Origin of the sequence: Pseudomonas sp. B21-010, from assembly GCF_024749325.1 — a bacterium.
Classification (GTDB): domain Bacteria; phylum Pseudomonadota; class Gammaproteobacteria; order Pseudomonadales; family Pseudomonadaceae; genus Aquipseudomonas; species Aquipseudomonas kilonensis.
The window spans coordinates 139,376-151,849 of sequence record NZ_CP087198.1; the positions used below are offsets into that span (position 1 = coordinate 139,376).

The following is a 12,474-nucleotide window of genomic DNA, read 5'->3' on the forward strand; positions in this document are numbered from 1 at the left end:
ATGGAGAGCAACATGAGTGCACCTGCCGTCATCGTCGGTACTGGGCTGGCCGGTTACAACCTGGCCCGGGAGTTTCGCAAGCTCGACGGCGAAACCCCGCTGCTGCTGATCACCGCGGACGACGGTCGCTCGTATTCCAAGCCGATGCTCTCCACAGGCTTTGGTAAAAACAAGGATGCCGACGGCCTGAGCATGGCCGAACCGGGCGCGATGGCCGAGCAACTCAAGGCCGAAGTACGTACCCACACCCGTATCAGTGGCATCGATCCGGGCCACAAACGGCTGTGGATCGGCGAAGAAGCGGTGAACTACCGTGACCTGATCCTGGCGTGGGGCGCCGAAACCGTGCGCGTACCGGTGCAGGGCGATGCGGCGGAGCTGATCTTCCCGATCAACGACCTGGAAGACTACGCACGCTTCAGGGCCGCGGCCGCCGGCAAGCGCCGGGTGTTGTTGCTCGGCGCTGGCCTGATCGGCTGCGAGTTCGCCAACGACCTGAGCCTGGGAGGCTACGAAGTGCAGCTGGTGGCACCGTGCGAGCAAGTGATGCCGACGCTGTTGCACCCGGCCGCTGCCGCAGCGGTCCAGGCTGGGCTGGAAAGCCTTGGCGCGCGTTTCCACCTGGGCCCGGTGCTCAACCGCTTGCAGAAGGTCGCAGATGGGCTGGAGGCGCACCTGTCCGACGGCCAGGTGATTGCCTGCGACCTGGTGGTCTCGGCCATCGGCCTGCGCCCACGCATCGATCTGGCAGCCGCGGCAGGCCTGGTGGTCAACCGCGGTGTCGTGGTCGACCGCCACCTGAAGACCTCTCACGCCAACATCTACGCCCTGGGTGACTGCGCCGAGGTCGATGGCTTGAACCTGCTGTATGTCATGCCGCTGATGAGCTGCGCCCGGGCCCTGGCCCAGACCCTGGCCGGCAACCCGACGGCCGTCAGCTACGGCGCCATGCCGATTACTGTAAAAACCCCGGTGTGCCCACTGGTGGTGTCGCCACCACCGCGAGGTAGCGAGGGCGTGTGGAGCGTCGAAGGGCAGGGCGCGGACATCAAGGCGCTATGCCGCGACGCTCAAGGCAATCTGCTGGGCTACGCCCTGACAGGCACGGCGGTGATGGAGAAACTGGCACTGAACAAGGCGCTTCCACCCCTGCTGGCGTAAATACTGGTCGTTCTGTCGCAAAAACCCTACTTTTGGTCCCACAAAGGTCGCCCGGCCACTGGCGCGGTTTTCGGCACCGTGCCATCCTCACTTCCGTCTGCCGCAGAGTAGAGCCTGCGGCGCCTTAGGGGCCGTTCCAAAGAGAACGGCACGGACATAACAACAAAAAAACCGTCAAAGGGGCTTCATTCATGCGTAAACCAGAACTCGCCGCCGCCATCGCGGAAAAAGCAGACCTCACCAAAGAACAAGCCAACCGCGTCCTCAACGCCGTCCTCGAAGAAATTACCGGCGCCCTGCACCGCAAGGACAGCGTCACCCTGGTGGGCTTCGGCACTTTCCTGCAACGCCACCGCGGCGCCCGCACTGGCAAAAACCCACAGACCGGTGAGCCGGTGAAGATCAAGGCCAGCAACACCGTTGCCTTCAAACCAGGCAAATTCTTGAAAGACAGCGTCAACCCGTAATTGCTGCAAGTACCTCAGCCAGGGGGAAGAAAGCGGCAATCAAAAGGGCATACCGATGAATCGGTATGCCCTTTTTTGTGCTGGGTTGGCCGTGGCGAGGGAGCAAGCTCCCTCGCCCCAGGATTTGGAGATGTCCCTGTGGGAGCGAGCTTGCTCGCGATGACGTCCGCCTAGTCAGCAGACGTTTTCGGCGCTGCCAACGCTTTCAAAGCCGCCTTGCGTTCGTCGATCGGCAATTTTCCGAGCTTTTCCACCGCTGCGTAAAACCTGATCCAGTCCCCGCCCTCCCGCCTGAACAGCGCCGCAAACGCCGGCACCCACTGGTCATACAGCCCGAACGGCAGCAACCGTGCATTGTTCAGTGGGGCATAGACCCAGGCATCGTAGCGTTTGTCGCCGGCCCATTGAGTGTCGCGCAACTGCTCATAGTCGGTGCGCAGGCGTTCGAATGCCTGTGCCTTGCGTTGGCGCATCTGTTCGGTCGGTAGGGGTTGGGTGTAGAGCTCTTCCAGGCGCTGGCGGGTGTCGAGGATCAATTGGATGAATTGGTCGCGCTGGCGCACCTGCTTGCCGTTATCCGGCGCCAGCCCGCGACTGGTGCGCCATTGCCGGCTGCCTTCCTGCTCGACGAAGGTGGCGAAGGACTCATTGAATTCGGTGTCGTCCTTTACATAAAACCGCTGGTGCGCCAGTTCATGGAAGATCAGCGTCGCCAGGCGTTCGTCGCCCCAATGCATCATCGAACTCAGGATCGGATCGTTGAACCAGCCCAGTGTCGAGTAGGCCTCTACACCACCGATCGACACGTCCATGCCCTGCAAACGCTGCAATGCGGCCTCGCCACGGGCGGCTCCCTGGCTGTAGTAACCGCGATAAGCCACGCAACCGGCAATGGGGAAGCAATGATTTAGCGGCGCCAGGGAAAACTCCGGCGTGGCGAAGACATTCCAGACGACGAATGGCCGGCCAATGTCCGCATACAGGCGATAGCTTTTATTGTCCGGCAAATGCAGATGATCACTGGCGAACGTCCGTGCCTCACGCGCCTGGGTCAGGTGCGCCTTCAGTTGAGCATCGCGAGCAGGGTCGGCAATGACCTGGTCGATAGGCTCCCGGGCCTGCAACAACCGCAGTTGCCCACCGACGAGCTGGCTGTAATAACCGGCGCTTGTGCAACCGTTCAGTAACAAAAGCAGGAGGCCTGGAAACAAAATCCGGAAAACACGGTCGAGTAACCGATGGCTTGAACGCGGCCTGATCAATTGGAATCACCCTGGGAAGTCTGCCCACAAGACTATCTCGCTTGCCTGGAGCTTCGCTATGCGCGTGTTGATGCTGACGAGCGGCCTGTTGCTGCTGACCGGTTGCGCCGGTTTGCCTGATCCTGATCCATCCCAAGCCTGGATCGACCTGGGAAACCAGCAGGACACCGCGCTGCAAGCGCTAAAAGTCGATGACAAGACGTCCACCGACCGGCGCTATTTCGAAGTGCAACCCGGCAGCCATGAACTGACGGTGCGTTATCAATTTGCCGTCGAGCCCGGCAACATCGGCCCGGATGCCGAGCCGCTGTGGCGTGATTGCCGGTTGAACCTGAAATTCAAGGACTTCAACGCGGGCCAACGTTACCAGTTGCAGGCCGGAAGCATCGGTTTCCGGCCATGGGCCAAGCTTTACGATCAGCAACGTAAAGTGGTGGTGCAAGGTACGCCGGCGGGCTGCCAGCAAAGTTGATCGGCGCTATGCTCAAGACCTGATTTTTCAGGAAGCTCACCATGCGCCTTCACATGCTGTTACCGGCCTTCGTTGCCATGAGCGGTTGCACTGCGACCCCGTTGCCATCGGTTGATCCGAACATGGCCTGGGTCGATTTCGCGACACCTATGCCGGGTGGCAAGGTGCTGATGGCTGAAAAACTGGACGGCCAGCGACTGCGAGACGGGCGCTTCTTCCAGGTTTCGCCGGGCAGCCATGAATTGGAAGTGCGCTTCGACTTCGAGGTGTTTGGTGGCGCAGGGCTGGGTTTGATGACCGAGCCGCAAGAACGGCTGTGCTACCTGACCGTGCGATACGATCATTTCGAGGCCGGCCAGCGCTATCGCCTGGAGGCGCGTAACCTGGCGCACACCCCAAGCGCCCGGCTCTATGACGCCAAGCGAGAAATCGTTGCCGAAGATCGACAGGCCCGTTGCATGCCATAGGGCGTCCTAGCGGTCGTTCTTCTGGTAAATGATTTTCTTCGTGCCGTTTTCGCAAGTGCCCACCACCATGTTCTGGTCGTGGACTTCGTCGTTGGTGACGATTTCCAACGTGTAGGACGACACGTTATTGGCCTGGATCTTCGCTTCGATTTCCGCTTTCAGCTCTTCGCAGGATTTGGGGGCTGCAAGGGTTGATGCAGCGAATGCGCAACCGATGACCACCAGGGCTGATCGTTTCATGTTCGAATTCCTCATGGCAGCGCGCACTGCCTGTGCGCTGAAACTGCAGGCTTCATTCGATCATAATTGCGCCAGGGTAAACAGCTCGGCTGTATTCAAGAAGTCGCAGCCTTCGGCAGCGCCTGCGAAGGCTGCGACCCCTCCATGCGTCAGTTCACCAGCGTCGCATCCAGGGTGATCTGGGCGTTCAGTACCTTGGAAACCGGGCACCCTTCCTTGGCCTTCTTGCTCAGTTCGTCGAATTGCGCCTGGCTGGCACCGGGGATTTTCGCCTTGAGCACCAACTTGACTGCCGTGATCGCGAAACCGCCATCGACCTGGTCCAGGGTCACTTCGGCGTTGGTGTCGATGCTGTCGGCCTTGAGCCCGGCATCGCCGAGGATCATCGAAAAGGCCATGGAAAAGCAGCCGGCATGGGCCGCGCCGATCAATTCCTCTGGGTTGGTGCCCTTGCCGCCTTCGAAGCGCGCCTTGAAGCCATAGGGCGCTTCGCGCAGCACACCGGTTTCCGTGGAGATGGAGCCGATACCGGTTTTCAGGTCACCTTCCCAATGAGCCGATGCTTTCTTGATGATAGCCATGTCTGCCTCCTGAAGATCCGGCGCGAGAGACGCGCCTGGGTATTTTTTAACTGTCTGGGTTGTGAGGATAGACCGCCCGGAAAAGTTCACCTTGTCGATTAGCCGACGAATTTAGTAGGAAAATTCTTCGCGGCTATTGAAACTCGGGTATATGCCCACATTGCATGGAACACACCTTTAGAAACGGCAGGCCTTTGCCCTCGGGGAAAGCCCGGAACGCCGTTGGAGATCCCGGCCCATGAAACAGCTGTCCGAAGTGAAATTCTCAACCCTCGACCTGGTGCCTGTGCGCGCCGATGGCAATGCCGCCCAGTCCTTGCGCAACTCGCTGGACTTGGCGCAGCACGTGGAAAAATACGGTTATACCCGCTTCTGGGTGGCCGAACACCACAACATGGACGGTATCGCCAGCTCCGCGACGGCGGTGCTGCTGGGGTATCTGGCGGGGGGCACTTCGACCATTCGTGTCGGCTCCGGCGGCGTCATGTTGCCCAATCACGCGCCGTTGATCATCGCCGAACAGTTCGGCACGCTGGAAAGCCTCTACCCGGGTCGAATCGACCTGGGGTTGGGGCGTGCGCCCGGTTCCGACCAGATGACCGCCCGGGCGCTGCGTCGTGAGCGCTCCGGCAGCGCGGACGATTTCCCCGAAGACGTGGCCGAGCTGATGCGTTATCTGGGCCCACGCACCCCGGACCAACGCATCATCGCCATGCCTGGCACCGGGACCAACGTGCCGGTATGGCTGCTGGGGTCGAGCCTGTTCAGTGCGCAATTGGCCGGTGAGCGCGGTTTGCCCTACGCGTTCGCCTCCCATTTCGCACCGCGCTACATGCATGAGGCGATTCGTATCTACCGCAACCATTTCAAGCCGTCGGCAGTGCTCGACAAGCCTTATGTGATGCTCGGTGTGCCGCTGGTGGCGGCGGACACGGATGAACAGGCCGATTACCTGGCGACGTCAGTGTACCAGCGGATCCTGGCGCTGATGCGCGGCCAGAGCCTGGTGCAGCGTCCGCCGGTCGAAACCATGAACGGCCTCTGGTTGCCCCATGAAAAAGAAGCGGTTGGTGATTTCCTGGGACTGGCCATGGTCGGCGGTCCGCAGAAGATTCGCGCCAAGCTCGACGTGCTGATCGAGCAAACCCAGGCCGATGAACTGATTTTCACCAGCGACCTGTATGAACACGCCGATCGCCTGCACTCATACGAGTTGCTGGCGCAGGTCATGAAAGGCTGAATGACGCGCATAAAAAAGCCGACGCACTGCGTCGGCTTTGACGGTCGAAAAGAATCACTTTTTATAGACGATTTCTTTCGTACCGCCCTCACAGGTGCCTACGACTTTTCCGTCGGTCGCTGCGCCTTTATCGACGATTTCCAGCGAATAACCTGACACGGCCTTGGCATCCAGCTTCGCCGCGATTTCGCTTTTCAGCTCTTCGCAGGGCTTGCCGGCCGCAAACGCACCACCGGCAAGGCTCAGCAAACCCAGGGCTACCATCAACTTGTTCATCGCTCGCACTCCTTGGTCGGATCAATAGGGCAGGTATTGGAAAAACAGAATGCGCATACCATAGCGCATCGCCATTCCCTATGGCACTCCGCCAGCGTGCAAGTTCATCGTTCCTCAGCTATTCACAATCCGGAACCCGACTTTGAGGGTGACCTGAAAGTGCGCGGCCCGGCCGTTTTCGATGTGTCCGCGGGTTTCCGTGACTTCGAACCACTCCAAGTGCTTGAGGCTTTTGCTGGCCTCGGCCAGGGCGTTATTGATGGCGTCTTCAATGCTGGTGGGAGACGAGCCGACCAGCTCGACTTTTTTGTAAGTGTGATGATCACTCATGAGGTTCTCCTTGGTTGTTTTTAACAGCCTAGCAGCGATTTTTCGTCATACGTGTGTCGCCGTTTGCGCGCTGAAGTTCAGATTTACTGCACTTTCAGAAACGACCGCAGTCCCAATTCACACACGCCACTCAACCACTGCAGGAGAGAGCCACCATGGCCAGCAATTCGTTACGCAAAGCCTCGTTGCAAAGCATGGAAGCGGAGATCGAGAGTCTGCTCAAGTCGTTGGAAAGCCTGAAGGACGATGCTTCGGACGAGTCGCGTAAGACCCTCAAGTCGCTCAAGGCCAATGCCGAGAACGCCCTGAAACATTCTCGCCATTTGCTCAGCGACGCGTATGAAGAGGTCAAGGTGAAAACCCGTGAAACCGGGATCGCCACACGCGACTACGCGCAGGAACATCCATGGACCACGGCCGGCGTCGCGGTCGGTGCGCTTGGTTTACTGGCTGCTTACTTGCTGTGCAAACGCGGTGACTGAGTCGGTTGGCTCAGCTCATGCCTGAGCCACTGGGCCAATTGCCGAGCGCGTCCATCTGCGGCGCGCTTGGGTAGCCACAACGCCAGTCGCGCCGCCGTTTCATCGAAACCCCACGGCGCGACCAGGCGACCGGCGCGCACATCCTCAGCCACCAGCGGCTCGGGCGCGATCGCCACGCCGAGCCCCGCTACGGCGGCCTCCAGCAAATAATACAGATGCTCGAATCCTTGCCCGAACTTCAATGCCCGGGGATCAAGGTCGTTTTGCTGTGCCCAGGTCGGCCAGGCCTGTGGGCGGGAGGTAGTGTGCAGCAATGATTCGTCCAGCAGCGCGCTGGCCGGTGCGGTCTGCAGGCGGGCGAATCCGGCGTAGTGCGGGCTCATTACGGGGCCGATCCGCTCGCTCACCAGTTCATACACCTGCATGTCGGCCGGCCAGGGTGGTTCGGCGAATACCAGCAAGGCGTCCAGTCCCGGTCGCCTGGGGTCCAGGTCGCCCTCGCCAGCGGACAGGTGCAGGCGCAAATCCGGCAGGTCGGCATTGAGCCTGCCCAGGCGGGGAATAAACCAGCGTGCCAGCAAGCTTCCCGAGCAGCCCAGGACGAACGGGGCATCGGCTGTACTTTGCGTCAGCTCCGCACAAACACCACGCAGTCGCTCGAAAGCATCGGCGCTGACATCCCGCAGGCGCATGCCGGCATCTGTGAGTTTCAAGCCGCGTCCATCCTTGATGAACAGGCTGACGCCTAAATGCTCTTCCAGCACCTTCAGCTGTCGACTTACAGCGCCATGGGTGACGTGCAGCTGTTCGGCGGCCTGGCTTACGCTGTTCAGGCGGGCGGTGGCCTCGAAGGCGCGCAAGGCATTGAGGGGGGGAAGGTCGTGGCGCATGTTATCTGTGAGTTTTTCTGACAGGTTATGGCGATCTTATCGGTTTTCAGTGGGGGATGTCAGGGGTAGAGTGAACCTCATTGTCTTTCAACGCATTTGCTTGGAGCGCCCGATGACCCAGTCCACGACCCCTTTCAACCTGCGCAGCGGTCCCGATGCCAACGGCCTGTTTGGTGCGTTCGGTGGCCGCTATGTGGCCGAAACCCTGATGCCGCTGATCCTTGATCTGGCCCGCGAATATGAAGTGGCGAAGGAAGATCCTGCCTTCATTGAGGAATTGGCCTACTTCCAGCGCGACTACGTCGGTCGTCCAAGCCCGCTCTATTTCGCCGAGCGCCTGACCGAATACTGTGGCGGTGCCAAGATCTATCTCAAGCGTGAAGAGCTGAACCACACCGGCGCGCACAAGATCAACAACTGCATCGGCCAGATCCTGCTGGCGCGGCGCATGGGCAAGAAACGCATCATCGCCGAAACCGGCGCCGGCATGCACGGCGTGGCGACCGCCACCGTGGCCGCGCGTTTTGGCCTCGATTGCGTGATCTACATGGGCACCACCGACATCGAGCGCCAGCAGGCCAACGTGTTCCGCATGAAGCTGCTGGGCGCTGAAGTGATCCCGGTGGTCGCTGGCACCGGTACCCTGAAAGATGCAATGAACGAGGCACTGCGCGACTGGGTCACCAACGTCGACAGCACGTTCTACCTGATCGGCACCGTGGCTGGCCCGCATCCGTATCCAGCGATGGTGCGTGACTTCCAGGCCGTGATCGGCAAGGAAACCCGCGATCAACTGCAAGCCCAGGAAGGCCGCCTGCCGGACAGCCTGGTGGCGTGCATCGGCGGCGGCTCCAACGCCATGGGCCTGTTCCACCCGTTCTTGGACGACAAGAGTGTCGAGATCATCGGCGTCGAAGCCGCCGGTTATGGCATCGAGACCGGTAAGCATGCAGCGAGCCTGAACGGCGGCGTCCCCGGTGTACTGCACGGTAACCGCACCTTCCTGTTGCAGGATGACGACGGTCAGATCATCGACGCCCATTCGATTTCCGCAGGTCTCGACTACCCCGGTATCGGTCCGGAACACGCCTGGTTGCACGACATTGGCCGCGTCCAGTACACCTCGGTGACCGACGCCGAAGCCCTGGAAGCCTTTCACAAATGCTGCCGACTGGAAGGGATCATTCCTGCATTGGAAAGCGCCCATGCCCTGGCGGAAGTGTTCAAACGCGCACCCAACCTGCCGAAAGATCACCTGATGGTGGTCAACCTGTCCGGCCGTGGCGACAAAGACATGCAAACCGTGATGCACCACATGGAACAGTCCCAGCAGGAGAAACACTGATGAGCCGCCTGCAAACCCGTTTTGCCGAACTCAAGGAACAGAACCGCGCCGCCCTGGTGACTTTTGTCACGGCTGGCGACCCGGACTACGACACCTCGCTGGCAATCCTCAAGGGCCTGCCAGCGGCCGGTGCCGATGTCATCGAGCTGGGCATGCCGTTCACCGACCCGATGGCCGACGGCCCGGCGATCCAACTGGCGAATATTCGTGCGTTGGGCGCCCAGCAGAACCTGGCGAAAACCCTGCAGATGGTTCGTGAGTTCCGCAAAGACAACAGCGAGACTCCGCTGGTGCTGATGGGGTACTTCAACCCGATCCACCGTTATGGCGTGCAGCGTTTCATTGGCGAGGCACTGGAATCTGGCGTGGATGGCCTGATCGTTGTGGACATGCCGCCCGAGCACAACAGCGAACTGTGCGAACCGGCCCAGGCGGCTGGCCTGGACTTCATCCGCCTGACCACGCCAACCACCGACGATGTACGTTTGCCGACGGTGCTCAACGGCAGTTCGGGCTTTGTATATTACGTGTCGGTGGCGGGTGTGACCGGTGCCGGTGCCGCGACGCTGGAGCATGTGGAAGAAGCTGTGGCGCGCCTGCGTCGCCACACCGATTTGCCGATCAGCATTGGTTTCGGCATTCGTACGCCGGAGCAGGCTGCGGCCATCGCACGATTGGCTGATGGGGTGGTGGTTGGCTCGGCGCTGATCGACCATATCGCCAATGCCGATACGTCGGAACAGGCGATTGATGGCGTGTTGAGCTTGTGTGCCGCCCTGGCTGATGGTGTGCGCAAGGCGCGTCTAGGCTGATTCCTGGTTCGGCTCAGTAGGAGCTGGCGAAGCCTGCGATCTTTTGATCTTCCGCTCCAGACTCAATGGGCAGTGAAAAGATCGCAGCCTCGCTTCGCTCGTCAGCTCCTACAGACCCAGCGGGAGCAAGCACCCTCGTCACAATGGGATCAGGGCAACTCCAACCCGCCCCCGGCCTTGTGCAGTTTGCGCAAATGCTCGCCGACCGCTTTCACATTGGCCTCGCTGGCAGCAATTTCAGCGGCGCGACTCGGCTCAAGCAATGCCCGGACTTCCTTGTCCAGGTCGCCTGTCAGCGTTTGAAGCTGTTTCTGACGCAAGCTGCTTTCCGATTCCAAGCGTTGCCACTCGCTGGGTTGCGGCAAGCCGTAGCCGCTGCTGCCCAGCAGTTCTGCCGGACGGCTCAGGAAGCCGCTGTTGGCGAGGATCTGCTGCAGCGTCGCGTTAGCCCTTTCCATGCCGCCATTCTGCAATTCACGGGCTCCGAGATAACGCTGTTTGACTTCATCCTGCGCCAACAGCAGTTGCCGACGATAGCTGGCCTGTTCCAGCAGCAACAGCGCCGCGCTGGTGCGCAGGTCGGCCTGTTCGAACCAGACGCGGCGTTCGGCGGCGTCCAGGGCCAGCCAGTCTTCCACCGTTTGCTGCTTGATCGGCAGATACTTCCTCAGCACATCGAACATCGCCTGGTAGCGCTCGCGGAATGAGTCGAATCGGTAGCCCAGGCGCAAGGCTTCCTTGGGATCATCCAGCACGCTGGTATCCGCCAGGCCTCGGCCCTTGAGGACTTCCAGCAAGCCGTTGGGCATGATGCTGTCCAGGCCGTTGAGCTGCGCGTTATTGCTGCCGCTGCGCAGCAGCTTCAAGCTTTCCACGGCGCAGTTATTGGACAGGAAGTAGTAGTTGCCGTCGTAGCTCCAATGCATTTCGGCGGCGTGCTCGACTGTCTCCTCGATCTCGGTGCGCGACAGGTTCAGCGGCACCGATGCCAGGCTGCGCAGCTCGGTCTTGGTGTATTCATCGATCACCTGGGCCAACGGCAATACGAACAGGCGCGACGGGTATTTGCCGACCAGCCCGTCCCAACTCGACAGCTGCACATCGCCGACGAAGGCGCGGTACGACAGCACCAGGTGTTGGTCCAGATCCAGTCGGCAGTCCGGGCCACGTGGGCGACCCGGTGCGCAGATCACCAGCCGGAGCATGCTGTGGCCCCAGCGGCTCACCCAGTTCTGGTTGGCTTCGGCCAGCAGGTAATCAATGGCATAGACCCGCTCGGGATCGACCTTGCCCAGTGGCGTCTTGGCGAAGTCGTTGCCGGCGTTGAGGAACGCGAACGATTTGGCGCAGGAGTCCTTGGCGGCGGGTGCCCAGCCGAAGTGTTCCTGGTAATAGCGATACAGGGCGGGGCGGCGGCAGGCGTAGCTCGGGTCGAGGAGAAAGTACTCCATGTTGACCGCGACGAACTCCTTGGGGCTGCTCGTTTCATAGAGATCCGGGCTGCGGGCGACTTGGCGGTTGTGCTGTTCCCGCTCACCGCGCCGGCCGACGTATTGTGGCCAGCCGGCGAGGTCCAGCAACCGAGGATCATCGCTGAGGGTGAAGCGGCGGTCGTTCTGGCCCCGGCATTCATCGGGAAGGCCGATCAAACCGGCGCTGCTGTTGCGTCGAGTGCAACGCTGGATCAGCGCACGCTCGGCATCTGGCCATAGACGCGAGCGGTCATAAATGTGGGTCAGTTCGTGCAGGACGGTGGCGAGCATTTCCCGTCGCACGGTGCCGTGGGGGCGATGGGTCTTTTGCGTCGCGGCGCTACCGTCGACAAGGCTGTCGAGCAGGTTGCTGTTGAGGTCCAGTTGCGACACCAGCGAGGCCTGGCCGTAGGCGTTGGCCGGCATCTGGTCGGTCCAGCCGACGTTGATGCGTCGGTCCAGCTGCTCGATGAAGCGCGGCGGCAGCGCCTGCATGGCTTCATCGAGCAGCGCCTGGCTGGCCTGCTGTTGCGCCGGGCTCAGCCCTTCGGTGTTGAGGTGCAGTTGCAGGCCGGCCTGGGCCATGCTGCCCGTGAGCAGCAAGACCCCGGCCGCCAGCCAGGCGGCGAACCGCCTCACAATGCGAGGATGGCTTCGGCGAGAACCTGGTCACTGGCGTCGCGGGCTTCCGGCACGCGGGTGCGCAAGGTGTCGAAGGCGGCCTCGAGATGAGCGCCACGAATTTCACCATTGCTGGCGACAAAACTGGCCGCATCGTCGTGGGCTTCGCGGACGATTTTCGAATCACGGATGGAGGTGGTGGTGTCGGAAGTGAAATCAATCGTGCGCTGGGAAGCGCGAACGATGATGTTACTGGTGGCTACCAGGGTATGTGCCTGGGCCACATCGGCCAACACCAGCAGGCCTAGGGCGGCAGCAATCAGCGGGCTACGCATGGAACGACTCCGGAGAAATAA

16 protein-coding genes are annotated in these 12,474 nt (G+C 61.0%); 8 read left to right on the forward strand and 8 right to left on the reverse strand.

The annotated features are described in order from the left end of the window. Positions 1 to 12 precede the first annotated feature (12 nt). Together LOY50_RS00640 and LOY50_RS00645 are read left to right on the forward strand one after the other, a co-directional pair. Positions 13 to 1,161 carry an NAD(P)/FAD-dependent oxidoreductase gene (locus LOY50_RS00640; protein ID WP_258690133.1) on the forward strand — a complete coding sequence of 383 codons (1,149 nt, stop codon included), beginning with the start codon at positions 13 to 15 and terminating at the stop codon, positions 1,159 to 1,161. Between the two features lie 191 nt (positions 1,162 to 1,352). Continuing rightward, complete coding sequence (locus LOY50_RS00645; RefSeq protein ID WP_003177201.1) at positions 1,353 to 1,628, forward strand: HU family DNA-binding protein; 276 nt, start codon at positions 1,353 to 1,355, stop codon at positions 1,626 to 1,628. Between the two features lie 170 nt (positions 1,629 to 1,798). On the opposite strand, the gene LOY50_RS00650 is transcribed toward LOY50_RS00645, so the two are convergent. Next, positions 1,799 to 2,890, reverse strand: a complete 1,092-nt coding sequence (locus LOY50_RS00650; protein WP_258690134.1) for an aminopeptidase — start codon at positions 2,888 to 2,890, stop codon at positions 1,799 to 1,801. A 58-nt stretch (positions 2,891 to 2,948) separates the two neighbouring features. On the opposite strand from LOY50_RS00650, the gene LOY50_RS00655 reads away from it, so the two are divergent. Next, positions 2,949 to 3,362 (forward strand): hypothetical protein, encoded by a 414-nt coding sequence (locus tag LOY50_RS00655; RefSeq protein ID WP_258690135.1) that lies wholly within the window; start codon positions 2,949 to 2,951, stop codon positions 3,360 to 3,362. A gap of 41 nt (positions 3,363 to 3,403) precedes the next feature. Continuing rightward, complete coding sequence (locus tag LOY50_RS00660) at positions 3,404 to 3,829, forward strand: hypothetical protein (protein ID WP_253470722.1); 426 nt, start codon at positions 3,404 to 3,406, stop codon at positions 3,827 to 3,829. A gap of 6 nt (positions 3,830 to 3,835) precedes the next feature. On the opposite strand, the gene LOY50_RS00665 is transcribed toward LOY50_RS00660, so the two are convergent. Beyond that, on the reverse strand, positions 3,836 to 4,069 hold the full coding sequence (locus LOY50_RS00665; protein ID WP_253470724.1) for a DUF1161 domain-containing protein: 234 nt from the start codon (positions 4,067 to 4,069) through the stop codon (positions 3,836 to 3,838). Between the two features lie 149 nt (positions 4,070 to 4,218). Next, on the reverse strand, positions 4,219 to 4,650 hold the full coding sequence (locus LOY50_RS00670; protein WP_003196419.1) for an OsmC family protein: 432 nt from the start codon (positions 4,648 to 4,650) through the stop codon (positions 4,219 to 4,221). A gap of 238 nt (positions 4,651 to 4,888) precedes the next feature. Here LOY50_RS00670 and LOY50_RS00675 point away from each other — a divergent pair, with 238 nt between their 5' ends. Next, positions 4,889 to 5,890 carry an LLM class flavin-dependent oxidoreductase gene (locus LOY50_RS00675; protein WP_072349123.1) on the forward strand — a complete coding sequence of 334 codons (1,002 nt, stop codon included), beginning with the start codon at positions 4,889 to 4,891 and terminating at the stop codon, positions 5,888 to 5,890. Positions 5,891 to 5,944: 54 nt separating this feature from the next. Here LOY50_RS00675 and LOY50_RS00680 read toward each other — a convergent pair whose 3' ends face one another. Further along, complete coding sequence (locus LOY50_RS00680; protein WP_253470731.1) at positions 5,945 to 6,166, reverse strand: DUF1161 domain-containing protein; 222 nt, start codon at positions 6,164 to 6,166, stop codon at positions 5,945 to 5,947. A 114-nt stretch (positions 6,167 to 6,280) separates the two neighbouring features. Continuing rightward, positions 6,281 to 6,496 carry a dodecin gene (locus LOY50_RS00685; protein WP_003196424.1) on the reverse strand — a complete coding sequence of 72 codons (216 nt, stop codon included), beginning with the start codon at positions 6,494 to 6,496 and terminating at the stop codon, positions 6,281 to 6,283. A 155-nt stretch (positions 6,497 to 6,651) separates the two neighbouring features. On the opposite strand from LOY50_RS00685, the gene LOY50_RS00690 reads away from it, so the two are divergent. Then, entirely contained in the window at positions 6,652 to 6,978 is a 327-nt protein-coding gene (locus LOY50_RS00690; RefSeq protein ID WP_003196426.1) for a YqjD family protein, read from the forward strand. Here LOY50_RS00690 and LOY50_RS00695 read toward each other — a convergent pair. Then, positions 6,951 to 7,868: a LysR family transcriptional regulator gene (locus tag LOY50_RS00695; RefSeq protein ID WP_253470733.1), complete on the reverse strand. Its 918-nt coding sequence runs from the start codon at positions 7,866 to 7,868 to the stop codon at positions 6,951 to 6,953. The two genes, LOY50_RS00690 and LOY50_RS00695, sit on opposite strands and share 28 nt — an antisense overlap. 112 nt (positions 7,869 to 7,980) lie before the next feature. On the opposite strand from LOY50_RS00695, the gene trpB reads away from it, so the two are divergent. Continuing rightward, entirely contained in the window at positions 7,981 to 9,213 is a 1,233-nt protein-coding gene (gene trpB / locus LOY50_RS00700) for a tryptophan synthase subunit beta (protein ID WP_092150691.1), read from the forward strand. Next, entirely contained in the window at positions 9,213 to 10,025 is an 813-nt protein-coding gene (trpA, locus tag LOY50_RS00705) for a tryptophan synthase subunit alpha (RefSeq protein ID WP_058544931.1), read from the forward strand. The genes trpB and trpA overlap by 1 nt, the downstream gene beginning before the upstream one ends. Before the next feature lie 149 nt (positions 10,026 to 10,174). Here trpA and LOY50_RS00710 read toward each other — a convergent pair whose 3' ends face one another. Continuing rightward, a complete protein-coding gene (locus tag LOY50_RS00710) occupies positions 10,175 to 12,136 on the reverse strand; it encodes a DUF4105 domain-containing protein (protein ID WP_253470735.1) in 1,962 nt (653 codons plus the stop codon). Further along, positions 12,133 to 12,453, reverse strand: coding sequence for a DUF2388 domain-containing protein (locus LOY50_RS00715; RefSeq protein ID WP_003187020.1), 321 nt, complete (start codon positions 12,451 to 12,453; stop codon positions 12,133 to 12,135). The genes LOY50_RS00710 and LOY50_RS00715 overlap by 4 nt, the downstream gene beginning before the upstream one ends. Positions 12,454 to 12,474 lie beyond the last annotated feature (21 nt).

Coding starts and splice junctions, on each gene's coding strand:
- trpB (WP_092150691.1), top strand. CDS start 7,981: ATGACCCAGTCCACGACCCCTTTCAACCTGCGCAGCGGTCCCGATGCC.
- LOY50_RS00680 (WP_253470731.1), bottom strand. CDS start 6,166: ATGAACAAGTTGATGGTAGCCCTGGGTTTGCTGAGCCTTGCCGGTGGT.
- LOY50_RS00670 (WP_003196419.1), bottom strand. CDS start 4,650: ATGGCTATCATCAAGAAAGCATCGGCTCATTGGGAAGGTGACCTGAAA.
- LOY50_RS00640 (WP_258690133.1), top strand. CDS start 13: ATGAGTGCACCTGCCGTCATCGTCGGTACTGGGCTGGCCGGTTACAAC.
- LOY50_RS00645 (WP_003177201.1), top strand. CDS start 1,353: ATGCGTAAACCAGAACTCGCCGCCGCCATCGCGGAAAAAGCAGACCTC.
- LOY50_RS00675 (WP_072349123.1), top strand. CDS start 4,889: ATGAAACAGCTGTCCGAAGTGAAATTCTCAACCCTCGACCTGGTGCCT.
- trpA (WP_058544931.1), top strand. CDS start 9,213: ATGAGCCGCCTGCAAACCCGTTTTGCCGAACTCAAGGAACAGAACCGC.
- LOY50_RS00665 (WP_253470724.1), bottom strand. CDS start 4,069: ATGAAACGATCAGCCCTGGTGGTCATCGGTTGCGCATTCGCTGCATCA.
- LOY50_RS00690 (WP_003196426.1), top strand. CDS start 6,652: ATGGCCAGCAATTCGTTACGCAAAGCCTCGTTGCAAAGCATGGAAGCG.
- LOY50_RS00655 (WP_258690135.1), top strand. CDS start 2,949: ATGCGCGTGTTGATGCTGACGAGCGGCCTGTTGCTGCTGACCGGTTGC.
- LOY50_RS00660 (WP_253470722.1), top strand. CDS start 3,404: ATGCGCCTTCACATGCTGTTACCGGCCTTCGTTGCCATGAGCGGTTGC.
- LOY50_RS00715 (WP_003187020.1), bottom strand. CDS start 12,453: ATGCGTAGCCCGCTGATTGCTGCCGCCCTAGGCCTGCTGGTGTTGGCC.
- LOY50_RS00685 (WP_003196424.1), bottom strand. CDS start 6,496: ATGAGTGATCATCACACTTACAAAAAAGTCGAGCTGGTCGGCTCGTCT.
- LOY50_RS00695 (WP_253470733.1), bottom strand. CDS start 7,868: ATGCGCCACGACCTTCCCCCCCTCAATGCCTTGCGCGCCTTCGAGGCC.